This window comes from Streptomyces olivoverticillatus, from assembly GCF_014203555.1.
Lineage (GTDB): Bacteria > Actinomycetota > Actinomycetes > Streptomycetales > Streptomycetaceae > Streptomyces > Streptomyces olivoverticillatus.
This window is the reverse complement of sequence record NZ_JACHJH010000003.1, coordinates 175,638-201,900: the sequence shown is the minus strand read 5'-3', so window position 1 is coordinate 201,900 and position 26,263 is coordinate 175,638. Positions and strand designations below refer to the sequence as shown.

Here is a 26,263-nt window from a genome sequence, read left to right as displayed (position 1 = left end):
CGACCGGCCGGTTCTCTGATCCGGCCGGGGGCCAGGCAGTATGGAGGCGTGACCCTTATCGATCAGATGCCGAGCCATGCCGACCCCGATGCCCTTTTCGAAGCTTTCTCGACCTGGGCCGAGGAGCGGGGCATCACGCTCTACCCCGCGCAGGAGGAGGCGCTGATCGAGGTGGTCTCCGGCGCGAACGTGATCCTTTCGACGCCGACCGGCTCGGGCAAGAGCCTCGTGGCGGCCGGTGCGCACTTCACGGCGCTCGCCAACGACCAGGTGACCTTCTATACGGCGCCCATCAAGGCGCTGGTGTCCGAGAAGTTTTTCGACCTGTGCAAGATCTTCGGCACGGAGAACGTCGGCATGCTCACCGGCGACGCCTCCGTCAACGCGGACGCACCCATCATCTGCTGCACGGCCGAGGTGCTCGCCTCCATCGCGCTGCGGGACGGCAGGGACGCCGACATCGGCCAGGTCGTGATGGACGAGTTCCACTTCTATGCCGAGCAGGACCGGGGCTGGGCCTGGCAGATTCCGCTGCTCGAGCTCCCGCAGGCGCAGTTCGTCCTGATGTCCGCGACCCTGGGTGACGTCTCCCGCTTCGAGGACGACCTCACCCGCCGCACCGGCCGGCCCACCTCCGTGGTCCGGTCCGCGACGCGTCCCGTGCCGCTGTCCTACGAGTACCGTGCGACGCCGCTGACCGAGACCCTCACCGAGCTGCTCCAGACGCGTCAGGCTCCGGTGTACATCGTGCACTTCACCCAGGCCGCGGCCGTCGAGCGCGCCCAGGCGCTGATGAGCATCAACATGTGCTCGCGCGAGGAGAAGGACGAGATTGCCAAGCTGATCGGCAATTTCCGCTTCACCACCAAGTTCGGCCGCAACCTCTCGCGCTTCGTGCGCCACGGCATCGGCGTGCACCACGCCGGAATGCTGCCGAAGTACCGGCGGCTGGTGGAGCGGCTGGCGCAGGCCGGTCTGCTGAAGGTCATCTGCGGTACGGACACCTTGGGCGTCGGCGTCAACGTGCCGATCCGCACCGTGCTGTTCACCGCCCTCACCAAGTACGACGGCCAGCGGGTGCGGACGCTGCGGGCGCGGGAGTTCCACCAGATCGCCGGGCGGGCCGGCCGGGCCGGGTTCGACACCGCGGGCTTCGTCGTCGCCCAGGCGCCCGACCACGTCGTCGAGAACGAGAAGGCACTGGCCAAGGCGGGCGACGACCCGAAGAAGCGCCGCAAGGTGGTCCGTAAGAAGGCGCCCGAGGGCTTCGTCAACTGGACCGAGAACACCTTCGAGAAGCTGATCGGCTCCGAGCCCGAGCAGCTCACCTCCCGCTTCCGCGTCACCCACGCGATGCTGCTCGCGGTCATCGCCCGGCCGGGCAACGCCTTCGACGCGATGCGCCGGCTGCTGGAGGACAACCACGAGCCGCGCAAGAACCAGCTGCGGCACATCCGCCGCGCCATCGCCATCTACCGCTCGCTGCTGGACGGCGGCGTCGTCGAGCGGCTCGACGCACCGGACGCCGAGGGCCGGATCGTCCGGCTGACGGTGGACCTGCAGTCCGACTTCGCGCTCAACCAGCCGCTGTCGACCTTCGCGCTCGCCTCCTTCGAGCTCCTCGACCCGGAGTCCCCCTCCTACGCCCTCGACATGGTCTCCGTGGTCGAGTCGACGCTGGACGACCCCCGGCAGATCCTCGCCGCGCAGCAGAACAAGGCGCGGGGCGAGGCCGTCGCCGCGATGAAGGCGGAGGGCGTCGAGTACGAGGACCGCATGGAGCGGCTCATGGACATCGGCTACCCCAAGCCGCTGGAGGAGCTGCTGGGGCACGCCTACGACGTCTACCGCAAGAGCCACCCGTGGGTCGGCGACCACCCGCTGTCGCCGAAGTCGGTCATCCGCGACATGTACGAGCGCGCCATGACCTTCACCGAGTTCACCTCCTTCTACGACCTGGCGCGGACCGAGGGCATCGTGCTGCGGTACCTGGCGAGCGCCTACAAGGCACTGGACCACACGGTCCCGGACGACTTGAAGTCCGACGACTTCGAGGACCTGATCGCCTGGCTCGGCGAGATGGTCCGCCAGGTCGACTCCAGCCTGCTGGACGAGTGGGAGCAGCTGGCCAACCCGGAGGAGGAGAGCGCCGAGGAGGCTCAGGACCGCGCCGACCAGGTCAAGCCGGTCACCGCCAACGCCCGCGCCTTCCGGGTGCTGGTGCGCAACGCGATGTTCCGCCGGGTCGAGCTGGCCGCTTTGGACAAGGTCGCCGAGCTGGGCGAGATGGACGCCGAGTCCGGCTGGGACGAGGACCGCTGGGCGGATGCCATGGACGCCTACTGGGACGAGTACGAGGAACTGGGCACCGGCCCCGACGCGCGCGGTCCGAAGCTGCTGCGGATCGAGGAGCGGCCGGAGGACGGGCTGTGGCGGGTCCGGCAGACCTTCGCCGACCCCAACGGCGACCACGACTGGGGGATCTCCGCGGAGGTGGACCTCGCGGCTTCCGACGAGGAAGGCCGCGCGGTGGTCCGGGTCACGGAGGTCGGGCAGCTGTAGCCTCCGAGGCGCGTCCCCCAGGGCGCGCACCGGGAGTGAAGGAGTGCCGATGACGAGTCCCGCCGACCGTCTGGTGGGTCTGCTCGACCTCGAGCGGATCGACTTGAACATCTTCCGGGGCCGCAGCCCCGACGAGTCGCTGCAGCGCGTGTTCGGCGGGCAGGTGGCCGGACAGGCGCTGATCGCGGCCGGGCGGACCACTGATGGTGACCGCCCGGTCCATTCGCTGCACGCGTACTTCCTGCGCCCCGGCCGGCCCGGGGTGCCGATCGTGTACCAGGTGGAGCGGGTGCGGGACGGCAGGTCCTTCACCACGCGCCGCGTGGTGGCCGTCCAGCAGGGCCGTACGATCTTCAATCTCACCGCCTCCTTCCACGAGCCCGAGCCGGGCTTCGAACACCAGGTGCCGATGCCCCGGGTGCCGGACCCGGAGCAGTTGCCCCCGCTGGCCGACGAGATCCGCGGTCACCTCGGGGAGCTGCCCACCGCACTGCAGCGCATGGAGCGCCGGATGGCCTTCGACATCCGCTACGTGGACCGGCTGCGCTGGACGGCGGACGAGCTGCAGCACGCGGAGCCGCGCAGCGCCGTGTGGATGCGTGCGGTGGGTCCGCTCGGCGACGACCCGCTCGTGCACACCTGCGCCCTCACCTACGCCAGTGACATGACACTGCTCGATGCGGTGCGGCTGCCGGTCGAACCGCTGTGGGGGCCGCGCGGCTTCGACATGGCGTCCTTGGACCACGCCATGTGGTTCCACCGGCCGTTCCGTGCCGACGAGTGGTTTCTCTATCAGCAGGAGTCGCCCATCGCCACGGGGGCACGAGGGCTGGCCCGTGGTCAGATCTTCGACCGAAGGGGAAGCCTTCTCGTGTCCGTGATGCAGGAGGGGCTGTTCCGCAAGGTCGGTTGAGCACCGCGTCATGGCGCCTCCTGGAACGCGTCCGGCGCCCTCCTCCTGCGCAGCCGGGCCCATAGGCCCCGCCGCTCGGTCCTGTCCTGTTTGTCCCGCGCCGGGACGCGGCAGGCCGGTTCGGCCGGTGCCGCCGTCCCGGTCCTCTTGGCCGGATTGCCGTCCGTCCCGGGCACCGGTTGTTCGGCGCGCGCCTGGGCCAGGGCTGTGACCAGGCATTCCCGATGCCACTCGATCTCGTCGGGATCCTGGGCCAGCACCAGTCTGCCGATGACTTCTTGGACTGCGGGGGTACCCGGGCGGGCCGTGACCAGAGCCGGGCTCAGGGCGCTGATGTACGCCCGTTCGGCCGGGTCCGTCACCGCGCGGGCCAGTTCGGCCGCGTCGAGCACGGCGGCGAGGACCGCCGCGCGCTCCCAGGGGCCGTCGGCCCGGGCGCTCAGCTGGTCGAGCCTCCGGGCTCGCCAGCCGCGGGCCCGACGGTCGGGATTCTCCTCCAGGGCCGACTTCAGCACGGCCGGGATACGGCCCTTGAGCATCTCGGGGCTGTGGTCGGCGAACTCCACGACCTCCGCCGCCAGGTAGTGCCAGACGACGGCCCGGTACCGGTTGACGTAGAAGCGAACGGGCGCGAAGCAGCCGCCTCGGGCGAGACGCACGAACCGCGCGGGGCCGATGCCCATCAGCTCGGCGCCTTCGGCCGTGCCCACCACCCACAACCGTGACCGCAACGCTTCCGGGAACCCCGGCGAGGACCTGTGCCGGTCGATCTCCTCGCGCGCCACCCGCAGCCGCCCGCCCGGACCGCCCGAGAGGGTCCCCACCTCCCCGAGCTGTACGGCCAGGTCGAACTGGCGTGGTTTGAGCTGCAGTTCCCGCGCCGCCCGCACAAGCGAAACACTGTGCTCCGGAGCGTTCGGCGTCGCATGCGATGCCACACCCTGCTGCACGGCCATGACGTACCCCCGCCACCATCGATTACGGACAGTGACGACTGTAGCGGTGGGGTACGACAGCCCGTCAGGTCTGTGGATAACTCCGTCCGGGCCGGCTCGCGTCCGGCTGCCGCGCCGACACCCCCGGTCCTCCGCCGATGCGATTGACCAGCAGGGTCATTTCATATGCCACTTGGCCGATATCGGCCCCGGGCCCGCCGAGGACGCACAGACAGCTTCCCTCGCCCGCGGCCGTCACAAAGAGCACCCCGTCATCGAATTCGACCATCGTCTGCCGCACCCGGCCCGCCCGGAATTGCCGCCCGGTGCCACGGGCGAGGCTGTGCAATCCGGACGCCACCGCCGCCAGGTGTTCCGCATCCTCCCGTTCCAGGCCCTCACTGGCGCCCGTCACCAGGCCGTCGTTGGACAGTACGAGCACATGACGTATCTCTTCGACGCGTCGAGTGAGTTCGTCCAGCAATGAGTCGAGTTCCTTGCCGATTGCCATGCAGGCCTCCCCGTTCTGCAATTCCCCGTAACTGCCGTGCCAGCCTTGCTCACCTCGGTCCGCTCGGCAACCCGCCCGCCCCGTCGGCAAGCGTCTGTGCGCCAGTTGGCACGGGATGGGGACACGGCAGGGAAAATAAGCAGCCGGCCCAGCGACATGTCGGTCAGGCTGCGGCAACCGCTGCGACGAAGGCCTCGGGATTGTCGAACATGATGTTGTGGCCCGCTCCGGGCACCGTCCGCACCTCGACTCCGGCGGCCTCCAGCTCTGCACGCCCGGCCAGTTCACCGCTGTGCTCTCCCTGGAGATAGGTACGCGGTACGGCGAGGTTCTGCAGCATGACCCGCATGGTCGGCTGCGTGCCGCGGATCAGCCCCTTGGCCGTGCGGTGCAATGCCGTGGGGTCGGCCAGCCTCATGGTCGCCCGCCACACCGGCCCGACTCGCTCGAGCGTCTCGGCGAAGCCGCCGCCGTGCACGAATGCGTCTTCCTGATACGCCGCGATGCCGCTGCTGCCCGCCGTGACCGGCGGGTTGGGGTCGAGGTTCGCCTCGGCAAGGACGAGGCGGGAGACCAGCTCGGGGCGCCTGGCCGCGAGCACGATCGCCACCGCGCCGCCCATGCTGTGCCCCACCAGCTCGGCGCCGCCGGCTCCGGCCGCATCCAGGACGGCGGCCAACACGTCGGCGTGTTCCTCCAGCGAGTAGCCGAAGTCCAGCGGCCGATCGCTGATGCCGTGACCCGGCAGGTCGACGAAGAGCGACCGCCGCCCGGACAGTGCCGCGTGTGCGGCGATGTGCGCGTGGTACACCGTCGAGGCCGAGCCCAGCCCGTGGACGTAGACCCTCGCCGGCTCCTCCCCCGCCGCCTCCGTCCACCGCACACAGGCCTCTTTGGTCCCGAACCCCGCCTGACGCATGCCCGCTCCCCCTCCTCGATGCGGGCAGCCGCCGATGGCCGCCCGCAGGACGACCCTCAATATATCGCAATCGACATATGGAAAAGTCGACCCATGCCCGGGTTCTGACGACCCGCCGGGACCGGCACGGTCTTCAGCTCATTCAGGCGTATCGGAAGCCGTTCCGCGGTGGGGCACCGGGCAGCCGCCCCGGGGGAAAGTGCCGAGTTCGGCGACGTTGTAGCCGGTGCGGTAGCCCTTGATCTCCGGGTTCTGGCGGGCGTAGTGCGGGGTGCGGCGCGGCGGGAGGAGGCGGACGGCCTTGGCCCTGGCGCGCAGGGCTCCTTGGATCACGGCACGGGCGGCCGGGTGCGGACGTTCGTAGTGGAAGGCGCGCAGGAGGGACTCGCCCAGCAGAGCCTTGCCTGCACCGCGCACCACAGGCGCGAGGGGGCGGGGATACCAGGAGGCCATCAGGTCGAGCGTGGCGTCCGAGACCCGCCGTCCGCCTTCGGACCAGCCGAAGTGCGCCGCCTCGTAGGCGTCGAGGCACTGCTCGAACTCTGCGTAGGTGCGGGGGATGTCCTGGATCCCCATGTGCCGCCCGAGCGTGGCGTAGTAGACGGCCATGGCGCGCCGTTCGTGGTCCGACAGCCGCCGCCAGCCGTAGGCATCGAGCCACCTGCCGGGAATCACCACGAAGGTGCACAGGACGTACCGCATGTCATCGTTGCTGATGTCGTAACTGCGGTGCATCTGGTTGATGCGGCGGATCGCCGACCGGCCGGTCACGCTGTCGAAGCCGTGCTCGACGACCGCGTCGAGCAGCAGCGCGGTGTCGTCGTAGCGCTTCTGCGGACGGCCGGTGAACTCGCCCGTCTCCCCCAGCAGCCGGCCGATGCTGGGCACGGCGTAGGTCCGGTAGAGGGCGAGCTCCAAGCCCCGGGTCACGTCCCAGGGGAACTCCAGGGTCGCCGTGATCCGGTAGATGCGGAGGAAGTCGCGCTCCGGGTCGAGCCTCCGGATCTCCTTGAGCCAGTCATAGCGCTTCACTCGGCGGCCGCCCCTTCGTTGGTCGGAGGTTCAACTCTACGGACCGCGGGCACACTTGAACGACCGCAGGACAAGCCGCTCCGGGGGCAGGTGATCCGCGTGTTCGACAAACTCCGCAAACGCATGGACGATGCGCGACAGGCGCCCGCCCCGCGATCGCCCGCCGACAGGCGGCACAACCTCTTCGAGGCCGCGGCGGCCTATGTGGCCGCCTGTGTGGACGACGATTACGAACGCAGCGCGGAAGCCGCGCGCTGGGTCTCGCCGGAGGCCCTCTCCTTCGGAGTGAACGAGCTTGCGTGCCGCGCCGTGATCGCGCTGGCCCGCGAGCGCGGCGAATCGCCGCAGGCGGTGGCCCGTACGCTGCTCGGCCTGCCCGCCTCGTAACGGCGGGCAGCCGCGGGCCCAGTAAGTGCTCCCACCACTGACCATCGTGCGTCGCGCACCGATCGGCCGGCGTTTCCGAAGCCGCCATCTGCAAGTCGTGTACATGCCACTGCGTCCGCCCTACGCTGCCAGCGCACCCACCATGCCCTGTCCAACTCCCCACGCCCGGAGGACCTCGTGCCTGCCGCAGCCCCTCAAGCCAACAGCCCACGTCGTCCCCGCCGCCGCCACCTCGGAGCCATGGCCGCGGCCTGCGGACTCGCCGCCACGTCCGTCGGCCTGTGGGCCTCGGACTCCTCCGCCGCCTCCGCGGCGCTGCCCGCCCCGGACCACGTGGTGGTCGTCGTCCTCGAGAACCACGCCTACGACCAGGTCATCGGCAGCTCCAGCGCCCCGTACATCAACTCCCTGGCCTCCGGCGGCGCCAGCCTGACCGCCTCCTACGCCGAGACCCACCCCAGCCAGCCCAACTACTACGCCCTCTTCTCGGGTGACACCCAGGGCGTCACGGACGACAGCTGCGTCGACCCGGGCTTCAGCTCCGAGGCCAACCTCGCCTCCGAGCTCATCGACGCGGGCAAGACCTGGGCCAGCTACAACGAGTCCCTTCCCGCCGAAGGCTCCACCACCTGCAAGAGCGGCAAGTACGCCCAGAAGCACAACCCCTGGTTCGGCTTCGGCAACGTCCCCACCAGCAGCGCGCACACCTTCGCCAAGTTCCCCGGCGACTACGCCTCGCTGCCCACGGTGTCCTTCGTCGTGCCGAACCTCTGCAGTGACATGCACGACTGTTCGGTGGGCACGGGCGACACCTGGCTGAAGAACAACCTCAAGGGCTACGCGGACTGGGCCAAGAGCCACAACAGCCTCCTGCTGATCACCTTCGACGAGGACAACCGGCTCAGCGGCAACCGCATCCCCACCGTCGTCTACGGCCAGCCCGTCAAGGCGGGCGCCACGTCGGACACCACGTACAACCACTACGACGTGCTGCGCACCCTCGAGAGCATGTACGGCCTGCCGCACGCCGGAAACGCCGCCAACGGCAAGGACATCACCGGCATCTGGAACAGCTGACGGTGTACCTCGCCGACAGCCGCACCACCCCGGACGCCCCCGGCACCGCCGGCCGTGCGCAACGCGCCGGCCGGCGGGCCGCCGCCGTCGTCCCCGGCACGGTGCTCGCCCTGGGCACCGTCAGCCTGATCACCGACGTCTCCTCGGAGATGGTCACCGCCGTACTGCCGCTCTACCTGGTCACCGGACTGCGCCTGTCGCCGCTCGGCTTCGGCCTGCTGGACGGGGTGTACAACGGCGCCAGCGCGCTCGTGCGCCTCGTCGGAGGCCGGCTCTCCGACCGCCGGGGCGGCAGCCACAAGGCCGTGGCCACCGTCGGCTACGGCCTCTCCGCCGTGTGCAAGCCGCTGTTGCTCCTCGTGCACAGCCTCCCGCTGATCGGTGCCGTGCTGGCCGCCGACCGTACGGGCAAGGGGCTGCGCACCGCACCGCGCGACGCCCTGATATCGCTGGCGAGCGAACCCGCCGGCAGGGGACGGGCTTTCGGCGCGCACCGTGCGATGGACACGGCCGGAGCGCTGCTCGGCCCGCTCGTCGCCTTCCTGATCCTGCGGGCCGCCGCCGACGGCTACGACGCCGTCTTCACCGTCAGCGGTTGTGTGGCGGCACTGGGCGTCCTCGTCCTCCTGCTGTTCGTACCCGGGCACCACGGCGGCCCCCGGCGCACCGATGCGCCCACGAGCCGCCACGAGACGCACGTACGAGGGCTGCTGCGCCGCCCGGAGGTACGCCGGCTGACCGCTTGTGCCGTTCTCCTGGGTCTGACCACTGTCAGCGACTCCTTCCTGTACCTCACCTTGCAGCGCCGTCTGCACCTGTCGGAGTCGTGGTTCCCGCTGCTGCCGCTGGGCACGGCGGCCGCCTTCCTGCTGCTGGCCCTGCCGCTGGGCGCGGTTGCGGACCGCGTCGGGCGGCGACGGCTGTTCCTCTGCGGGCACCTCGCCCTCCTGGGCGCCTATGGCGTCCTCATCGTCCCGGCGGGCGGCACCCCGGCCCTCGCCTGCCTCGTCCTGGTGCTGCACGGCAGCTTCTACGCCGCCACCGACGGAGTCCTCGCCGCGGCGACCGCCGACGCGGTCCCGGAGGCGGTCCGGGGCAGCGGGCTGGCAGTCGTCCAGACCGGCCAGGCCACCGCCCGCTTCGTCTGCTCGATCGCCTTCGGCGCCGCCTGGACCGCCTGGGGAGACCGCACGGCCCTGGGCGCGGCCGCGGCCGGTCTGGCCGTCTGCGCCGCCGCGAGCGTGCCGCTCCTGCGCCCCGCCGCCCCGCACACCACCCAGGAGGACGCCCGTTGAACAGCCGGACGCCCATGGCCCGCCTGAGCCGCAGGAACCGCCTGCTCGTCCTGGTCGCCGCAGTGCTGCTGCTGAGCGGTCTCGCCACCGCCGCCACGCTCCACGCCGCCGGGCGGGCCGCCGAGAAGGACCGGGCGCAGGCGGGCGGCCCACCCGTGCGCTCCGGCACGGTCACCCTCGACGCCCCGGGCCGCAGTGTCTTCCGCAACATGGCCTGGGGTCCGCACCGGGACGAGATCACCTCCGTCTCCACGGCGGATCTCGGCGGCCCGAGGACGGCCTCGGGCATCCGCTGCCTGCGCTTCCACACGGCAGCCGGGACCGGCATCTGCCTCCAGGCCGTCCACGGCAGGCTGCGCGACACCTACCGCGCCGCTGTCCTCGACTCCCACCTGCGGGAGCTGCGCCACTACGACCTGGCCGGCGTCCCCACCCGGGCCCGCGTCTCCCCCGACGGGCGCAGCGTCGCCTGGACGGTCTTCGTCAGCGGGGACTCCTACGCCGGCACCGCCTTCTCCACCCGCACCTCGGTCCTCGACACCCGTACCTGGACCCTGGACCGCGACCTGGAGGCCTACCGGTTCTTCCTCGACGACCGTCTGCACCGGGCGTCGGACCTCAATGTCTGGGGCGTCACCTTCGCCGACGCCAACCGTTTCTACGCCACGGTCGCCACCGGCGGGAAGACGTATCTGGTGGGCGGCGACCGCGAAGCGCGGACGCTGCACGCCCTGCACACCAACGTCGAATGCCCCTCGCTCTCCCCCGACGGAACGCGCATCGCCTACAAGAAGCGCGTCCAGGGCGCATCCTCCGATGCGCCCTGGAGGCTGTACGTACTGGATCTGCGCACCCTGCGCGAGAGCGCCACGGCAGAGCGGCGGAACGTGGACGACCAGGCGGTCTGGCGGGACGGACACACCCTGGTCTACTCGCTGCCGGGCGACTACGGATCCGATCTGTGGACCGTACCGGCCGACGGGTCGGGCAAGCCAGCTCTCGCCCTGAAGGCGGCGCTCGCGCCCGCCTTCACTGGCCGTTCCTGAAGCGGTCGGCTACTAACGCCGCAGTTCCTTGCGGGACACCCGGCGCAGCCTCCGGCGCTGCGAGGGGTCGAGCAGCAGATAGGCGCCCACCGGTACCCCGACGATCACCAGCAGCGCCGCCCAGAAGGGCAGCAGCCACAGCAGGATCACCCCGGCCGCGACGCCACCAACGGCCACCTTGGTCCGGTTGGTCATGTCCGTGCCTCCTTCGCGACGGCTGCCGCTCCGTGCGTTCACAACGCCCGGCGGCCGTGCCCGTTTCCTCGCTCGGCCCGCAGCGGGGCGCCGACGTCGTGCATGTGGCGCAGCGCCTGCCGGTAGGAGTCGACGAGTCCTGTTTCAGCGTACGACAGACCGGCCGCCCGGCAATGGGCACGGACGAGGGGCCGGGCGAGCCGGAGAACGGGGCGCGGCATGCTGGGGAAGAGGTGGTGCTCGATCTGGTAGTTCAGGCCGCCCATGAGCCAGTCGGTGACCGGCCCGCCGTGTACGTTGCGCGAGGTGAGGACCTGGCGGCGCAGATGTCCCCAGCGTTCGCCGTCGGGATCCGGCATCTCCATGCCCTTGTGGTTGGGGGCGAAGACCATGCCGAGGTGGAGGCCGAAGAGGGCGTGGTGAAGAAGCGCGAAGGCGAGCGCCTTGCCGGGTGACATGGCCGTCAGCAGCAAGGTGGCGTATGCGGCGGTGTGCACGCCGAGGAGTACGGCTTCGGTCCGGCGGTCGCGTGCGTCGCGGCGTTTGAGGTCGAGGACGCTGGAGACCTTGAGATTGATGCCTTCCAGGAGCAGCAGGGGAAAGAACAGCCAGGCCTGGTTGCGGGTGAGCCACCGGGCGAGCCCCTGTCGGCGGGCGGCCTGCCGCTGGGTCCACACCAGTGCGCCCACGCCGACGTCGGGGTCCTTGTCGACGTGGTTGGGGTTGGCGTGGTGGCGCACGTGCTTGTCGTTCCACCAGCCGTAGCTCATCCCGAGCAGCAGATCGGCGTGGACGAGGCCCAGTGCGCGGTTCGTGCGACGGGTGGCGGCTATCTGTGCGTGTCCGCTGTCGTGTCCGAGGAAGGCGATCCGGGCCCAGAACACCGCGGCCGGAAGGGTGAGCAGCAGGGTCCACCAGGAGTCGCCGGTGAGCACGATCGCGGTGGCCGTGGCGGCGAGGGCGAGCAGGTCGGTGGTGGCGGTGAGGGCGTACCGGCCCCTGCGGCGTTCGAGGAGGCCTGCGGCCCGGACCTGGCGCAGCAGCGGAGCGAAGTCGCTGCCTGTGACGGGCTCCGGGAGGACGGCACTGGCCTGGGGCATGGGGTCTCCGGTGGCTTGGCGGTGGCGCGTGTCGGACCTCACGAAACGTACGGACGAGGGGTGGAGTGCGGCCATGGAGTCACCACCCGGACCGGTGGGGGGCAACGCCCCGGATGCCCCAGGGGGTTACCTCCACCTTGCGCAGGTGAAGTGGCGCGGCTCACATGCGCAAGGCCTTCGTTCGGGAGGCGCGTCCTGTACTCTCGGCCGCTCTGAGCACTACTAGTCAAATTTGAGGAATGCGCAGCGTCGTGACCCTGCCCTCTGTCGCACCGCCCTCCATCAGCCCGTCCGACCTCACCCGCCTCACCCGCTGTCAGGCCGTCTTCCTCCCCGGAGACCCCGCCCGCGCCGGTCGCGTCGCCTTCTGGCTGCCGGACGGCGAACCGCCCATGGCGACGGGCGCCATCGAGGAGCTGACCGTCGCCGTAGCCGACGGGCCCGGTGTCTGCACCGCGTCCGTACGGGCCACCGTGCTGCCCGTGCGCGAGGCCCTTCCCGTGCTGACCCGTGCCCGCGCGGCAGGGGCCGACGAGGCCGCCGCCTTCTGGGGCACCGCTGCCGTGTTCGCCCTGCAACTGGCGGCCACCGGCAAGCTGTTGCCGGGCATCACGGCCACCGACCACGACACCTGGCGGGTGGGTCCGCTGACCCCGGGCGACCTGCGCCGGGTACAGGAGCTGGCCGCCGCCATGCCGCCGGCCGCCCACGCCGTGCCGCTGCCCGGCACCGATCCCTTGCTGCTGCCCGAGCCGGAGGGCCTCGTCCGCGCCTTCCTGGACGCCGTCGCCGACGGCCTCCCCCGCACTCCCGCGGCTGCGCTCGCCGCCGGCGGCCGCGCATTCGCCGTCTCCGATCCACAGCCGCAGCCGCGTCGGCGGCAGACCAGGGCCGAGCAGACCGCCGCCGCGTACGACGGCCGCGTACGGCTCTCCCTGCGCATCGAAGTCCTCCTGCCGACCGGAACACCTGCCCCGGATGTCGACGGCTCCGAAGAGCCGCCCGCCCCGCGCTTCCGCGCCGTCCTGCAGCTGCACAGCCTCGGCGACCCTGCGCTCGTCGCGGACGTGTCCGACGTGTGGACCGCCGCCACGTTCGGCGGCAGTGCCCGGACAAACGCCCTGCTCGCCCTGCGCCGCGCCGTCCACGCCTGGCCGGTGCTCGCACCCTTGCTCTCCGCCGCCGTCCCCGAGGCGATCGAGCTGTCCGACGAGGAAGCCGGCGAGCTGCTCGGCGCCGCCGCGGCGGCTCTGGACGCCGCAGGGGTCGAGGTGCACTGGCCCAAGGATCTCGTCCGTACGTTCACGACGCGCGCCGTCGTGGGCCCGCCGGACGACGACAACCGCCCACTGGGTGAGCAGGGTTCGGCGATGCCCTCCCTGCTGTCGGCCGACGCACTGCTCTCCTTCAGCTGGCGCTTCGCCCTCGGCGACCGCGAGCTGACAAGAGAGGAGCTCGACCGGATCACCGAGGCGAGCCGCCCCGCCGTTCGCCTGCGCGGCCAATGGGTGCTCGTCGACCCCGAGGCGGTGCGCCGCGCCCGCGCCCGCCGCGACCGCACGGTCACACCGATCCAGGCGCTGGGAGCCGCGCTCACCGGCCGGACGCACGCGGACGGCACCGACGCCGACGAGAGCGAGACCGTCGCCGTGGAGGCGACCGGCTGGCTGGCCGCGCTCCGCGACCGGATCGCCGACCCCGAGGCCGCCCGGGCACCCGTCGCCCAGCCCGCCGCACTGGCGGCCACACTCCGCGACTACCAGCTGCGCGGCCTGGACTGGCTGAACCGGATGACCTCCCTCGGGCTCGGCGGCTGCCTCGCCGACGACATGGGCCTGGGCAAGACCGTCACCCTCATCGCCCTCCATCTGCACCGCCGGACCCTGCCCGGCGCCGAGGGGCCGACCCTCGTCGTCTGCCCGGCGTCCCTGATGGGCAATTGGCGGCGCGAGATCGAGCGGTTCGCCCCGGGCACCGCCGTGCGCCGCTTCCACGGCCCGTCACGCTCCCTGGAGGCCGTGACGGACGGGGAGTTCGTCCTCACCACGTACGGCACCATGCGGCTGGACGCGGAGCGACTGGCCGAGACCGGCTGGGGCCTGGTCGTCGCGGACGAGGCCCAGCACGTGAAGAACCCTTACTCCGCCACGGCAGTCGCGCTGCGCACCATCGGCGCCAAGGCCAAGGTGGCGCTGTCCGGCACACCGGTGGAGAACAACCTCTCGGAGCTGTGGGCCATTCTCGACTGGACGACCCCCGGCCTGCTCGGTTCGCTGGGTGCCTTCCGGCGGCGTCACGCCCGCGCCGTCGAGGGCGGCGCCGACCCCGCGGCCGCCGCGCGGCTCGCCGCGCTCGTGCGCCCCTTCCTGCTGCGCCGCCGCAAGTCCGACCCCGGCATCGCACCCGAGCTGCCGCCCAAGACGGAGACGGACTACGCGGTCGCCCTCACCAAGGAGCAGGCGGGCCTGTACGAGGCCGTCGTACGGGAACTGCTGGCCGAGGTCGCCGAGGCCGACGGGTTCGCGCGCCGCGGGCTGATCGTCAAGCTGCTGACCGGGCTGAAGCAGATCTGCAACCACCCTGCCCAGTACCTCAAGGAGGACAGCCCGCGTCTCCCCGGCCGCTCCGGCAAGGTCGAGCTGCTGGACGAACTGCTGGACACCATCCTCGCCGAGGACGGCAGCGTGCTGGTCTTCACCCAGTACGTGCAGATGGCCAAGCTGTTGGAGCGGCATCTGACGGCGCGCGGTGTGCGCTCGCAGCTGCTGCACGGCGGTACGCCCGTGGCGCGGCGCGAGGAGATGGTGCGCGGCTTCCAGGACGGCGAGGTGCCGGTCTTCCTGCTGTCGCTCAAGGCGGCCGGGACGGGGCTGAACCTCACCCGCGCGGGGCATGTCGTGCACTTCGACCGCTGGTGGAACCCGGCCGTCGAGGCACAGGCCACCGACCGTGCCTACCGCATCGGTCAGAGCCGGCCGGTCCAGGTGCACCGGCTGATCGCCGAGGGCACGGTCGAGGACCGGATCGCCGAGATGCTGACGCGCAAACAAGCCCTGGCGGATGCAGTGCTGGGCGCCGGGGACACCGAGATCACCGAACTGACCGAGCTGAGCGACGCCGAGCTGGCCGAACTCGTGGCGCTGAGGGGGACCCGATGACCACGCAGCATGCATCCGAGCGCACCTTCGAGGCCCTGCCTCCGGTGCGCGGCACGGCATTCGCCCGCAGCTGGTGGGGCCGGACGTGGCTGAAAGCGCTTGAGGACACGGCACTCGACGGCAAGCAGGTGAAGGCCGGCCGGAGGCACGCCCGGGCGGGGGCGGTCGGTGCCGTGTCCGTACAGCCGGGCCGGATCACCGCGGTGGTACGCGACCGTGACGGCATGTCGTACCGCTCCGACGTGCTGGTCCAGCAGCTCTCCGCGGCCGACTGGGCGCGCCTGCTGGAGCTGGTCGCCGGGCGCGCCGGGCACCTCGCGGCCCTGCTGGACGGCGAGATGCCGCCGGAGCTGGTGGAGGACGCGGAGGCCGTGGGCGTGGAGCTGCTGCCGGGCATCGGGGATCTGGAGCCGGAGTGCGCCTGTGAGGCGTGGGACCACTGTGCCCACACGGTGGCACTCTGCCACCAGGTCGCCCGGCTGCTGGACGAGGACCCGTTCGTGCTGCTGCTGATGCGGGGGCGGGGCGAGAGCAAGCTCGTGAAGCGGGTGCAGGAGCTCGGTGCCGAACGCAACACCGCGCATGCGCCCCGGCCCCCGGCGGGAGTTCTCGCGCACGAGGCGTTCACCGCGCGCCACCGCCTCCCCCCACTGCCCGCTCCCCTTCCCGTCGCGGACACGCCCGTACGGTCGCCCCTGTCGGCCGGTGACGTACCGGCCGGCTGCGAGGTCGACGTCGCGGCACTGGAGTTCCTGGCCGCGGACGCGGCAGTCCGTGCCCGGATGCTGCTGGAGGAAGCCCTGGCGCCCGGCCACGAGCTGACGCCGCTTCCGGCGGAACCCACCGTCCGCGAGGACGCGGCCCGGCTCACGGCGGCCGGTCCGCCGCAGGCCTCGATCGCCAGGCTTACCGCGGCCGCACTCGGGTAGGCGGCAGCCGAGGACGCACACCTGCGCTTCCCCGAGTTCCTCGACGTCGCCGCATACCCGTACATGCAGTTCACCAGCGAGCGCTTCGTGCACCTCGGGGGCTCCCGGTGAGCCGTCCAAGGCGTGCTCAACCTGCACGGCGTCAACCGGAACGTCTCGCTCGACACCCGCTACCTGGGCATCGGCACCGGCACCGGCACCGGCACCGGCACCATCATGGGCGAGACCCGCGCCGCCTGTTCCGCCTCGACCGAGCTGCACCGCGAGGGCTTCACCCTGGACTGGCGCTCCATGATCCGGCGCGGCATCGCGATGATCGGCGCGACCATGCGCGTCGAACTCGACATCCAGGCCGTGCCGCAGGAGTGAAGCTCACCCGCTGCCGGCCGCGGCGCCGAACAGGTCTGTGGGAATGCTCGTGGGCAGGCTCGTGGGCAGGTCCGACGGAAGGCCCGAGGGAAGACCGGAGGGGAGCTCTGTCGGCAGCCACGACGGCACGCCGCTCGGCAAGCCGGAGTTGGAGGGGCCGCTCGCTCCGCCGGGCGAGCCCACCTTTCCCGGCTTGCCGTTGCCGCTCTTGCCACTCATGACCAGCACCGAGCCCACCGCGATCGCCGCGACCACCAGCACCGCGGTCACGGCGATCGCGATTCCTCGTCCGCCACCGCGACGGGGCGGCGGCTGGGGCTGCCAGGGCGGCTGGGCGGGTCCGAAGCCGCCCGGAGGCGGCCCCGCGGGCGGCGGTCCGTACGGCGATCCCGGTGGAGTGGCCATGGCGCCAGCGTCCCCGCGATGGCGGTGACGCGGCGGCGTGGTGACCGTACCGCCACACGTTCCGCGCCGGATCGCGACATTCCATCAGGTGGGTTCCGCGCGTGGCGTCGCGGCCGGAAAGATCCGCTAACAGTACGATTCACCGGGTGACCGCCGAGACGTCAGCGCACCGTGCGGAGGAACGCCTCCAGGCCCGCGAGGTCGTCCGTGTTGAGGTAGTCCACGCCCGCGGCCAGCAGTTCGCGCCAGAGCGCGTCGCGAGCCGGGCCCGGCTGGTCGGGCGTGGCCCAGAATCGCACGTGGCGGCGCTCGGCGCGCGCGGTGGCGGTGATCCGTCTGAGCAGGGCGCGCTCCCGCTCGGGCACGGGACCGTTCCCCTGCCAGCTGAAGTGCTCGTTCCAGTTGTCGCTGATCAGCGGCGCGAAGGCCGCGGGCGGGCCGCCGAGGTCGGTCAGCCGGCCGTCGTAGAAGGCGTGCCGCACGCGCTCCGCCTCCATCGGGATCCGCGCGCCGCGGTCGCCGGAGACGACGGCGGTGATCGCGCCGCGCCGCACCCGGCCGCCCGAGAAGACGCTGAGCATCGCGTGATACGGACGCAGCCGCCGGGCCAGCTCCCGGTAGGTGGGGTCGCCCGCGGTCTTGATGTCGATGAGCAGCTGCACGGTCAGGTCGTACCCCCGGTAGACGCGGCCGCGGTTGGCCTTGATGCGGCGTTGCAGGGGGTCGAGGTAGAGGGCTTCGAGGGTGCGGGCCGGGTCGAGCTGCGAGGCGTCGTGGGCGACGAGCAGTTTGCCGTCGACGAGCCAGATGTCGGCCTCGACGCTGTTGAAGCCGTGCGAGAGGGCGTCGGTGAGCGGGTGCGGGTGCTCGTAGTCGTTGTGGGCGTGAGCGTGGCGCAGCGGCGGCTCGCCGAGGGGCCCGCCGGCGGCGGAGTCGGCGAAGGCCGGGGCGGCGAAGGAGCCCGCGAGGGCTGCTCCGAGGGTGACGAGGGCTGCTCGGCGCGTATGAGGGCTCATGGGGCTGCCTCCCGGTCGGGTGAGCGAATACTCGCGGGCTGCGCACGCTGACGTCAGTGAGTATCGGGGCCCGCAGGGCCTTTTGGCAGGGACGCGGCGAGAGTTGCCCGGGTCGACATCGGTGCGTTCCTCGGCGTTCTTCCGGGGCATGAATAAGTCCCCTGACTCACAGAAGAGTTGACGGGACCTCTGGGGTGACAGTGAATAGACGTGGACACCGCGTGCGCGCGGTGATGACGGTGCTGGTGGCATGGGTCTCGCTGATCGACGGGGGCGTGGCCTGGGCCAAGGCGGACGAGAGCACGGAGCTGCAGCTGGGGTCCCCGGCCGCGATCGCCTCGGGCGTGACGTACCGGGGCTTCTCACTGAAGGGGGCGCACGGACGGGCGTACGGACATCTGCTCACCGTGGACCTGCGCAACCGCCGGGTATCGGTGGACTTGTTGTACGCGGGGGCGGTGGGGGCGCGCGCCAAGGTGTCCCAGCTGGCCGACCGGGACTCCGCGGTGGGCGCCGTGAACGGGGACTTCTTCAACATCGCGGAGAACCAGCACCCGGGAGTGGAGGCGACCGGGGCGCCGGTGGGCCCGGCCGTCGCGGACGGGCACGCGCTCAAGGCGGCGGTGCCCGACGGGCAGCGGTTCGGACCGGAGATGCCGTCGGGCGTCACCACGGAGGACGTCTTCGCCGTGGGCACCGACAAGGTGGCGCGGCTGGACCGGCTCGCGCTGGAGGGCTCGGTGCAGACGGAGGACGGGGAGCTGCCGCTCAACGGCCTCAACCAGTACGCCCTGCCCGTCGACGGCATCGGCGCCTTCACCTCGGCGTGGGGCAAGACCTCGCGCCGACGGGCGACGTGCGGCACCGACCGGGACCGGGGGGCGCCGTGCAGTGACGAGACCTACGAACTGACCGTCAGGCGAGGCCGGGTGGCTTCGGTGGCGGGCAGACCGGGCCGCGGCGGCATCGCCGCCGGTTCAGTGGTGCTCGTGGGGCGCGAGGAAGGGGCGCGGCAGCTGCGGAAGCTGGGCGTCGGGGACCGGGTGGACGTCGAGCCGCGGCTGGTGGGCAGACGGTCCGGCGCGCTGCGCTTCGCGATCGGCGGCTTCCCGATCCTGCGCGGCGGGCGTCTGCTGTCCGGACTGGATGCGGCGACCCCGGCTGTTCGGACCGCCGCGGGCGCCGCCGACCACGGGCACCGGCTGTATCTGCTGGCGCTGGACGGCGGCGCTTCCTACCGCTCGGGCCTGACCGTCGCGGAGCTCGCCCGCACCATGCGCAGGCTCGGGGCCGACGACGCCTTCAACCTCGACGGCGGCGGCTCCTCCACGCTCGTGACCCGCAAGCCGGGGAGCGCGCACTCGGCCGTGCGCAACCATCCGTCGGGCGGCGTCGAGCGGGCCGTGCCCAACGGCATCGGCGTTTTTATCCGACGGTGACATCACAGTTCAATCCCATCCTTTTGAGTGATCGCGCGCACCGAAGCCCGCTGCTAACTTCGAACGGGGTCGGGCGGGAATTCATCGGCGCACGCAATTCCCGCGTTCCGTAATGGACAGTTCCGCATGGGATGGGTGGGCATTCGATTATGACGACGTCAGTGGAGTCCGGAACGGGAACGGATAATCCACCGGACCGGTTGAGTCTGGGCACCGAGGCCGCCCGGAATCTGGCGACCACGACCAAGTCCGTTCCCCAGATGCAGGGGATCACCTCTCGGTGGCTGCTGCGTCTGCTGCCGTGGGTGCAGCTCTCCGGTGGCACCTACCGGGTCAACCGCCGTCTGACGCACACCCTCGGGGACGGCCGGGTGGAGTTCTTCACCACCGGCGCGGAGGTGCGGGTCATCCCGGCGGAGCTGGGCGAGCTGCCGCTGCTGCGGGGGTTCGAGGACGCCGAGGTGCTCCGGACGCTGGCGGACCGCTTCGTCCAGCGGGAGTTCGTGCCGGGCGACGCCCTGGTGGAGGTGGGCCAACCGGCCGACCAGGTGGTGCTGGTCGCGCACGGCAAGGCCGAGAGGGTGCACCCCGGGGAGTACGGCGAACCGGTCGTACTCGGAGTCCTGGCCGGCGGCGGCTACTTCGGCGACCAGGCGCTGGCCGCCCCCGAGGCCGGGCAGTGGGACTTCACGGTCCGGGCCGTGACCGCCTGCACGGTGCTGACCCTGCAACGCCAGGATTTTCTGGACGCGCTGGAGCGCTCGCCGCAGCTCCGCACCCATGTCGAGGCCTTTCGGACGGCGGCCGGACGCCCGCACAACGAGCACGGGGAATCGGCCATCGAGCTCGCCTCCGGGCATGTGGGCGAGCCGTCCCTGCCGGGCGTCTTCGCCGACTACGAGCCCTCTCCCCGCGAGTACGGGCTGAGCGTGGCGCAGACGGTGCTGAGGGTCCACACCCGCGTCGCCGACCTCTACAACGAACCGATGAACCAGCTCGAACAGCAACTCCGCCTCACCATCGAAGCCCTGCGCGAACGCCAGGAACACGAGATGGTCAACAACCGGGAATTCGGCCTCCTCCACAACGCCGACCTCGGCCAGCGCATCCACAGCCGCAGCGGCCCACCCACCCCCGACGACCTCGACGACCTCCTGGCGACCGTCTGGAAGGACCCGGGCTTCCTGCTGGCCCACCCGCGCACCATCGCGGCGATCGCCCGCGAGTTCAACCGCCGCGGCGTCTACCCGGACAGCGTCGACGTGGGCGGCCATGCGGTGCCCGCCTGGCGGGGAGTGCCCCTCTTCCCCTGCAACAAGATCCCCATCACCGAGACCGGCATCAGCTCCGTCCTGCTGATGCGTACGGGCGAGGAGTCACAAGGCGTCGTCGGCCTGCACCGGACGGGAATTCCGGATGAATACCAGCCGAGCCTTTCCGTCCGCTTCATGGGCATCAGCGACCAGGCCATCATGTCCTATCTGGTGAGTGCCTACTATTCGGCCGCTGTTCTCGTTCCGGATGCCCTCGGAATTCTCGAGAACGTCGAAGTCGGACACTGACGGGCCGTTCGAAAGGCATCACGGGCAGCGGAAGCGACACCGCTGCCCTCGACGGGGACGCGAACCGGGTGCCGGGCCGGTCCAGGGGCCTGGACACAGCCGCCGCCCGGCTCCCCGCGTACGCGTGCCCGTTCCCCGCACATCGCAGCAGCACGACTTCGTCCTGTATCGCAGTCCCTGTATCGCACAGATGGGTGATCATCACTTATGACCACGTCAGTGGAGCCGGAGCACTCCGACCAGCAGGACCGGTCCCAGCTGAGCCTCGGCACCGACGCCGCACGCCAGCTCGCCACGACCACCAAGTCCGTACCGCAGATGCGCGGGATCTCCTCGCGCTGGCTGCTGCGGGTGCTGCCCTGGGTGCAGGTGTCGGCCGGCACGTACCGGGTCAACAGGCGGCTGAGCTATACCGTCGGGGACGGCCGCGTCGAGTTCACCTCGACTGGCACCGAGGTACGGGTCATCCCCCCGGAGCTCGGAGAGCTGCCGCTGCTGCGCGGGTTCGGTGACAGCGACACCCTGGAGGCGCTGGCGGACGGATTCGTCCAGCGGCAGTACGCGCCGGGAGACACCTTGGTGGAGGCCGGCCAGCCCGCCGACCAGGTCTTCCTGATCGCCCACGGCAAGCTCACCAAGACGGGCACCGGCGAATACGGGGACGAGACCACGCTCGGCACCCTGGCCGACGGCGACTACTTCGGCGAGCGCGTGCCCCTGGAGCCGGACGGCACCTGGCACTTCACCGTACGCGCCCTGACACGCTGCACCGTTCTGACGCTCCCCGTGCAGACATTCCAGGAGCTGGCCGACCGCTCGCCCGCCCTGCGGGCCCACGTCGACGACTTCGCCTCCCGGCCCACGCCGCCCGCCAACAAGCGGGGCGAGGCCGATATCGCCATCACCTCCGGGCACAGCGGCGAGCCCGCCATCCCCGGCACCTTCGTCGACTACGAACTCAAGCCTCGCGAGTACGAGTTGAGCGTGGCGCAGACGGTGCTGAGGGTCCACACCCGCGTCGCCGACCTCTACAACGAGCCGATGAACCAGCTCGAACAGCAACTCCGCCTCACCATCGAAGCCCTGCGCGAACGCCAGGAACACGAGATGGTCAACAACCGGGAATTCGGCCTCCTCCACAACGCCGACCTCGGCCAGCGCATCCACACCCGCAGCGGCCCACCCACCCCCGACGACCTCGACGAGCTGCTCTCCCGGCGCCGCAAGACCCAGTTCCTGCTGGCACACCCGCGCACCATCGCCGCGTTCGGCCGCGAGTGCAACAACCGCGGCCTCTACCCCAAGAACATCGAGGTGCTCGGCAGCGCCGTCCGCTCCTGGCGCGGCGTCCCCCTGCTGCCCTGCAACAAGATCCCCATCAGCGACACGGGGACGAGCTCCATCCTCGCCATGCGCACGGGCGAGGAGAACCAGGGCGTCGTCGGCCTGCACCAGACCGGCATCCCCGACGAGTACCAGCCCAGCCTCAACGTCCGCTTCATGGGCATCAACGAGCAGGCGGTCTCGTCCTACCTGGTCAGCGCCTACTACTCGGCGGCCATCCTGGTGCCGGACGCGCTGGGCGTCCTGGAGGACGTCGAGATCGGACGCTGACCCCCCACAGTGGTCGGGCCGTCCGACCGGCCAAGGCAGCTGCGGTCACTGACGGGCACGGCGCCCGTCAGGGCCGTACGCCGCTGACGATCTCCGCCGTGGCCGAGATGCCGTTGGAGATGGTGGGCGCCACGCTCGAACTCGCCAGGAGGAACCCGAGCAGGACACAGACCAGCGCATGCGAGAGGCGCAGCCCTCCATTGCGCAGGAACACCACCGCCAGGATCAGAAGCAGTAGGACCACGGAGATCGAAACGGCCATGGCGGACCTCCTCGAAGGAGCTGCGGTTGTTGGTCAGTCTCGCCTATTGGACCGCCCCGACCTGCGCGGCAGGCATACTCCATTCGGGTATGGATGCGCGTGGCATTCGACAGGCGCGGGACCCGCGGCCTGCCTAGGCTGACGGAATGAGCCGCACAGCCGGGGACCGCGGACCGGTCCCGGGGCAGGAAACGATCCAGGAAACGGCCGAGCACAGTGAGCTGGTCTCCGCCTGGCAGCGCTTCCTGCACCGGGTGCCCAACGGTTTCGCGATCTTCTTCGGCCTGCTGGGGCTCTTCTGCGCGCTCACCTCGCTGATCCTGCCGCTGCGGCGGGCGGCCCGCCCCGTGGTCTACGGCCTGTCCGTCCTGACGGTGCCCACCGCCGCCAATCTGGCCTACGCCGTCTTCTTGCTGCTGCTGGCCACCGCGATGGCCGCCCGCAAGCGGGTCGCGCTCTGGTTCGTCCTCGGCTATCTGGCGTTGCTCCTGCTCGCGGATGCGCTGCTGCTCGCCGTGGGCTATTGGGACATAATCCCCTCGCTGGCCGTCTGCGCCGTGGCGCTGACGGTCCTGGTGCTGGCCCGCCGCGAGTTCTACGCGGCCTCGCGGCGGGGTGCGTTCCTGCGCGCCCTGCTGGTGCTGGTGGCCGGGCTCGCCGTGGCCATCGTCATCGGCTGGGGCCTGGTGTCGCTCTTCCCGGGTTCTCTGGAGCGCGGCGGCGGCAACCGGCTGCTGTTCGCCGCCAACAAGGTGTGCGGCGGGCTGGTCGGTGGCCGGCACTTCGCCGGGCACCCGCCGCACTGGGTCTACTTCCTGCTGGGGCTGCTCGGCGCGCTGGCGCTGCTCAACGCCGCCATGACGCTCTTCCGCTCGCAGCGCCTGGTCGCCGCCCTGCACGACGACGAAGAGCTCCGCATCCGCACCCTCCTCGGCCACTACGGCGGCCGGGACTCCCTCGGCTACTTCGCGACCCGCCGGGACAAGGCCGTCGTCTTCTCCCCCAGCGGCAAGGCCGCCGTCACCTACCGCGTCGAGGCCGGGGTCTGCCTGGCCTCCGGCGACCCGCTCGGGGATCCCGAGAGCTGGGCCCCCGCCATCGACGCCTGGCTGTCGCTGGCGGGCCGCTACGGCTGGCAGCCGGCGGTGATGGGGGCCAGCGAGGACGGCGCCCGGGCCTACGCCCGGGCGGGCCTGGGCGCCCTCCAGCTGGGCGACGAGGCCATCCTCCAGATCGCCTCCTTCGACCTCGAAGGCCGCAAGATGCGGATCACCCGCCAGGCCGTCAACCGCGTCGAGCGCACGGGCGCGACCACCCGCATCCGCCGCCACGCCGCACTCACCGACGAGGAGATGGGCGAGGTCATCCGGCGCGCGGACGCCTGGCGCGACACCGAGACCGAGCGCGGCTTCTCGATGGCGCTGGGGCGCCTGGGCGATCCGGCCGACGGCGACTGCCTGCTCGTCGAGGCCTTCGACAGCGACGGAAACATGATCGCGCTGCTGTCGTTCGTGCCGTGGGGCCGCGACGGCGTCTCGCTGGACGTGATGCGCCGTGACCGGGCCGCGCCCAACGGGGTCATGGAGTTCATGGTCGCCCAGCTGTGCGGACAGGCCGGGAAGTTCGGCATCAAGCGCATCTCCTTGAACTTCGCCGTCTTCCGTGCCGCGTTCCAGGAAGGGGCGCGGATCGGCGCGGGGCCGGTGCTGCGGCTGTGGCGGAAGCTGCTGCTGTTCTTCTCCAAGTGGTGGCAGCTGGAGGCGCTCTACCGTTCCAACGTCAAGTACGACCCCGAGTGGCACCCCCGTTTCCTGTCCTACGCCGACGCCGGGGCGCTGGCCAGGATCGGGCTGGCAGCGGGCATCGCGGAGGGGTTCGTCTCGGTGCCGAGCCTGGGCAAGCTGTGGAGCCGGGGCCGGGTCCGGGGCATCACCAGCCCGGTGTCCACGGCCGGGCTGCCGCCCGTGAGCGAACTGGGCTTCGTCACCAGCACGGGGGCGGCTCTGGCGGCGGAGGCCGCGGAGCAGGCGGGCCTGCCCGAACAAGTCAGGGTGCGGCGGCACAAGCTGGAGCTGCTGCGCGCCGCGGGCGTCGAGCCCTATCCCGTGGACGCCCGCCGTACGCACACCCTCGCCGCCGTCCGGGCCGCGCACCCCGGGCTGCCGTCCTCGGTCCGCACCGGCGAGCGCGTCACCGTGGCCGGGCGGGTGATGCTCGTACGCAACCACGGCGGCGTCGCCTTCGCCGTGCTGCGCGACTGGTCCGGCGATCTGCAGCTGACCCTCACCCGGGACGGCTCGGGCGAGGAGTGCCTGCGGCGCTTCGCCCGGCACATCGACCTCGGCGACCACATCGAGGCCGAGGGCGAGGTCGGCACCACCGACCACGGTGAGCTCACCGTCTTCGTCACCCGCGTGCGGATGACCGCCAAGTGCCTGCGCCCCTTGCCGCACAAGCTGCGCGGGCTGAGCGACCCGGAGACCCGGGTCCGGATGCGCTATGTGGACCTCGCCGTCTCGCCCGAGACCCGCCGGACCGTGCGGGCCCGCTGCGCCGCGGTGCAGGCGCTGCGCCAGGGCCTGCTCGACCGCGGCTTCCTGGAGGTCGAGACGCCGATGCTCCAAGCGGTGCACGGCGGCGCGAACGCCCGGCCGTTCACCACCCACATCAACGCCTACGACCTCGACCTGTATCTGCGCATCGCGCCCGAGCTGTATCTCAAGCGGCTGTGCGTCGGCGGCATGGAGAAGGTCTTCGAGCTGGGCCGTACCTTCCGCAACGAGGGCGTGTCCTACAAGCACAACCCCGAGTTCACGATGCTGGAGGCGTATCAGGCGTTCGCCGACTACGACGTGATGCTGGACCTGACGCGCGAGCTGATCCAGCAGGCGGCCGTCGCCGCGCACGGCTCGCCCTTCGTGCTGCGGGCGGCCGGCGACGGCTCGGGCAAGCTCGTCGAGCACGACATCTCGGGCAGCTGGCCGGTCAAGACCGTCTACGGGGCCCTCTCGGAGGCGCTCGGCGAGGAGGTCGGGCCGGACACTCCCGCCGAGGTGCTGCGCCGCCACTGCGACGCGGCGGGCGTGCCGTTCCGGGCGGAGACCGGGCGGGGCGAGATCGTGCTGGAGATGTACGAGCGGCTGGTGGAGGAGCGGACCACGCTGCCGGTGTTCTTCAAGGACTTCCCCACCGACGTCTCGCCGCTCACCCGCCCGCACCGGGCCGATCCCCGGCTCGCCGAGCGCTGGGACCTGGTGGCGTTCGGCACCGAACTGGGCACGGCCTACTCGGAGCTCATCGACCCCGTGGAGCAGCGCCGGCGGCTGACCGCGCAGTCGCTGCTGGCGGCGGGCGGCGACCCGGAGGCCATGGAGCTCGACGAGGACTTCCTGCGCGCCCTCGAATACGCGATGCCGCCGACGGGCGGGCTGGGCATCGGCGTGGACCGGCTGGTGATGTTCCTGACGGGCCTGTCGATCCGGGAGACGCTGCCGTTCCCGCTGGTCCGGCAGCGCTGAGTCCGTAAGGCCCGGCCGT

At 71.4% G+C, this 26,263-nt stretch carries 21 protein-coding genes and 1 pseudogene; 13 read left to right on the top strand and 9 right to left on the bottom strand.

The genetic code is table 11. The features are described 5' to 3' along the window. Window positions 1-48 precede the first annotated feature (48 nt). Both FHS39_RS11375 and FHS39_RS11370 read left to right on the top strand, forming a co-directional pair. On the top strand, window positions 49-2,562 hold the full coding sequence (locus tag FHS39_RS11375; RefSeq protein ID WP_045931935.1) for a DEAD/DEAH box helicase: 2,514 nt from the start codon (window positions 49-51) through the stop codon (window positions 2,560-2,562). A 49-nt stretch (window positions 2,563-2,611) separates the two neighbouring features. After that, window positions 2,612-3,475, top strand: a complete 864-nt coding sequence (locus FHS39_RS11370; RefSeq protein WP_045931934.1) for an acyl-CoA thioesterase — start codon at window positions 2,612-2,614, stop codon at window positions 3,473-3,475. Between the two features lie 8 nt (window positions 3,476-3,483). Here FHS39_RS11370 and FHS39_RS11365 read toward each other — a convergent pair whose 3' ends face one another. From FHS39_RS11365 to FHS39_RS11350, 4 genes are all read right to left on the bottom strand, one after another. Then, window positions 3,484-4,365, bottom strand: a complete 882-nt coding sequence (locus tag FHS39_RS11365) for a DUF6397 family protein (RefSeq protein ID WP_184349149.1) — start codon at window positions 4,363-4,365, stop codon at window positions 3,484-3,486. A gap of 130 nt (window positions 4,366-4,495) precedes the next feature. Then, window positions 4,496-4,921, bottom strand: coding sequence for a roadblock/LC7 domain-containing protein (locus FHS39_RS11360; protein WP_184349148.1), 426 nt, complete (start codon window positions 4,919-4,921; stop codon window positions 4,496-4,498). A 163-nt stretch (window positions 4,922-5,084) separates the two neighbouring features. Beyond that, window positions 5,085-5,840: an alpha/beta fold hydrolase gene (locus FHS39_RS11355; protein ID WP_184349147.1), complete on the bottom strand. Its 756-nt coding sequence runs from the start codon at window positions 5,838-5,840 to the stop codon at window positions 5,085-5,087. A 138-nt stretch (window positions 5,841-5,978) separates the two neighbouring features. Further along, window positions 5,979-6,872, bottom strand: coding sequence for an oxygenase MpaB family protein (locus FHS39_RS11350; protein WP_184349146.1), 894 nt, complete (start codon window positions 6,870-6,872; stop codon window positions 5,979-5,981). Window positions 6,873-6,995: 123 nt separating this feature from the next. Between FHS39_RS11350 and FHS39_RS11345 the strand changes: the two genes are divergently transcribed. From FHS39_RS11345 to FHS39_RS11330, 4 genes are all read left to right on the top strand, one after another. Beyond that, the gene (locus FHS39_RS11345) at window positions 6,996-7,259 is read left to right on the top strand and encodes a hypothetical protein (protein ID WP_221462717.1); all 264 of its coding nucleotides are present in this window, start codon (window positions 6,996-6,998) and stop codon (window positions 7,257-7,259) included. A 240-nt stretch (window positions 7,260-7,499) separates the two neighbouring features. After that, window positions 7,500-8,336 (top strand): alkaline phosphatase family protein, encoded by an 837-nt coding sequence (locus FHS39_RS11340; RefSeq protein ID WP_184349144.1) that lies wholly within the window; start codon window positions 7,500-7,502, stop codon window positions 8,334-8,336. Window positions 8,337-8,338: 2 nt separating this feature from the next. Beyond that, window positions 8,339-9,631: an MFS transporter gene (locus FHS39_RS11335; RefSeq protein WP_184349143.1), complete on the top strand. Its 1,293-nt coding sequence runs from the start codon at window positions 8,339-8,341 to the stop codon at window positions 9,629-9,631. Window positions 9,632-9,654: 23 nt separating this feature from the next. Next, the gene (locus tag FHS39_RS11330; RefSeq protein WP_184349670.1) at window positions 9,655-10,677 is read left to right on the top strand and encodes a TolB-like translocation protein; all 1,023 of its coding nucleotides are present in this window, start codon (window positions 9,655-9,657) and stop codon (window positions 10,675-10,677) included. A gap of 12 nt (window positions 10,678-10,689) precedes the next feature. On the opposite strand, the gene FHS39_RS11325 is transcribed toward FHS39_RS11330, so the two are convergent. Both FHS39_RS11325 and FHS39_RS11320 read right to left on the bottom strand, forming a co-directional pair. Then, complete coding sequence (locus tag FHS39_RS11325) at window positions 10,690-10,872, bottom strand: hypothetical protein (protein WP_045931928.1); 183 nt, start codon at window positions 10,870-10,872, stop codon at window positions 10,690-10,692. Between the two features lie 38 nt (window positions 10,873-10,910). Continuing rightward, window positions 10,911-11,972, bottom strand: coding sequence for a fatty acid desaturase family protein (locus tag FHS39_RS11320; RefSeq protein WP_184349142.1), 1,062 nt, complete (start codon window positions 11,970-11,972; stop codon window positions 10,911-10,913). Between the two features lie 257 nt (window positions 11,973-12,229). Here FHS39_RS11320 and FHS39_RS11315 point away from each other — a divergent pair, with 257 nt between their 5' ends. From FHS39_RS11315 to FHS39_RS11305, 3 genes and pseudogenes are all read left to right on the top strand, one after another. Next, window positions 12,230-15,130, top strand: coding sequence for a DEAD/DEAH box helicase (locus FHS39_RS11315; protein ID WP_425507779.1), 2,901 nt, complete (start codon window positions 12,230-12,232; stop codon window positions 15,128-15,130). Further along, complete coding sequence (locus tag FHS39_RS11310; protein ID WP_184349140.1) at window positions 15,127-16,059, top strand: SWIM zinc finger family protein; 933 nt, start codon at window positions 15,127-15,129, stop codon at window positions 16,057-16,059. The genes FHS39_RS11315 and FHS39_RS11310 overlap by 4 nt, the downstream gene beginning before the upstream one ends. 12 nt (window positions 16,060-16,071) lie before the next feature. After that, a pseudogene (locus FHS39_RS11305) lies at window positions 16,072-16,428 on the top strand (YceI family protein); the annotation flags it as partial. A 3-nt stretch (window positions 16,429-16,431) separates the two neighbouring features. Here the strand turns inward: FHS39_RS11305 and FHS39_RS11300 are convergent. Both FHS39_RS11300 and FHS39_RS11295 read right to left on the bottom strand, forming a co-directional pair. After that, window positions 16,432-16,698 (bottom strand): hypothetical protein, encoded by a 267-nt coding sequence (locus tag FHS39_RS11300; protein WP_184349139.1) that lies wholly within the window; start codon window positions 16,696-16,698, stop codon window positions 16,432-16,434. A gap of 296 nt (window positions 16,699-16,994) precedes the next feature. Continuing rightward, a complete protein-coding gene (locus FHS39_RS11295; RefSeq protein ID WP_184349138.1) occupies window positions 16,995-17,849 on the bottom strand; it encodes a phosphatidylinositol-specific phospholipase C/glycerophosphodiester phosphodiesterase family protein in 855 nt (284 codons plus the stop codon). Window positions 17,850-18,070: 221 nt separating this feature from the next. Here FHS39_RS11295 and FHS39_RS11290 point away from each other — a divergent pair, with 221 nt between their 5' ends. The 3 genes from FHS39_RS11290 (at window position 18,071) to FHS39_RS11280 (ending at window position 22,464) form a co-directional block, all read left to right on the top strand. After that, window positions 18,071-19,288 carry a phosphodiester glycosidase family protein gene (locus FHS39_RS11290; RefSeq protein WP_343069511.1) on the top strand — a complete coding sequence of 406 codons (1,218 nt, stop codon included), beginning with the start codon at window positions 18,071-18,073 and terminating at the stop codon, window positions 19,286-19,288. Window positions 19,289-19,437: 149 nt separating this feature from the next. Further along, on the top strand, window positions 19,438-20,850 hold the full coding sequence (locus tag FHS39_RS11285) for a family 2B encapsulin nanocompartment shell protein (RefSeq protein WP_184349137.1): 1,413 nt from the start codon (window positions 19,438-19,440) through the stop codon (window positions 20,848-20,850). Window positions 20,851-21,057: 207 nt separating this feature from the next. Then, window positions 21,058-22,464 (top strand): family 2B encapsulin nanocompartment shell protein, encoded by a 1,407-nt coding sequence (locus tag FHS39_RS11280; protein WP_184349136.1) that lies wholly within the window; start codon window positions 21,058-21,060, stop codon window positions 22,462-22,464. A gap of 67 nt (window positions 22,465-22,531) precedes the next feature. Here FHS39_RS11280 and FHS39_RS11275 read toward each other — a convergent pair whose 3' ends face one another. Further along, a complete protein-coding gene (locus FHS39_RS11275; protein WP_184349135.1) occupies window positions 22,532-22,726 on the bottom strand; it encodes a hypothetical protein in 195 nt (64 codons plus the stop codon). A gap of 146 nt (window positions 22,727-22,872) precedes the next feature. Here FHS39_RS11275 and lysX point away from each other — a divergent pair, with 146 nt between their 5' ends. Further along, complete coding sequence (lysX, locus tag FHS39_RS11270; protein ID WP_184349134.1) at window positions 22,873-26,244, top strand: bifunctional lysylphosphatidylglycerol synthetase/lysine--tRNA ligase LysX; 3,372 nt, start codon at window positions 22,873-22,875, stop codon at window positions 26,242-26,244. The last annotated feature ends 19 nt before the right edge of the window (window positions 26,245-26,263 follow it).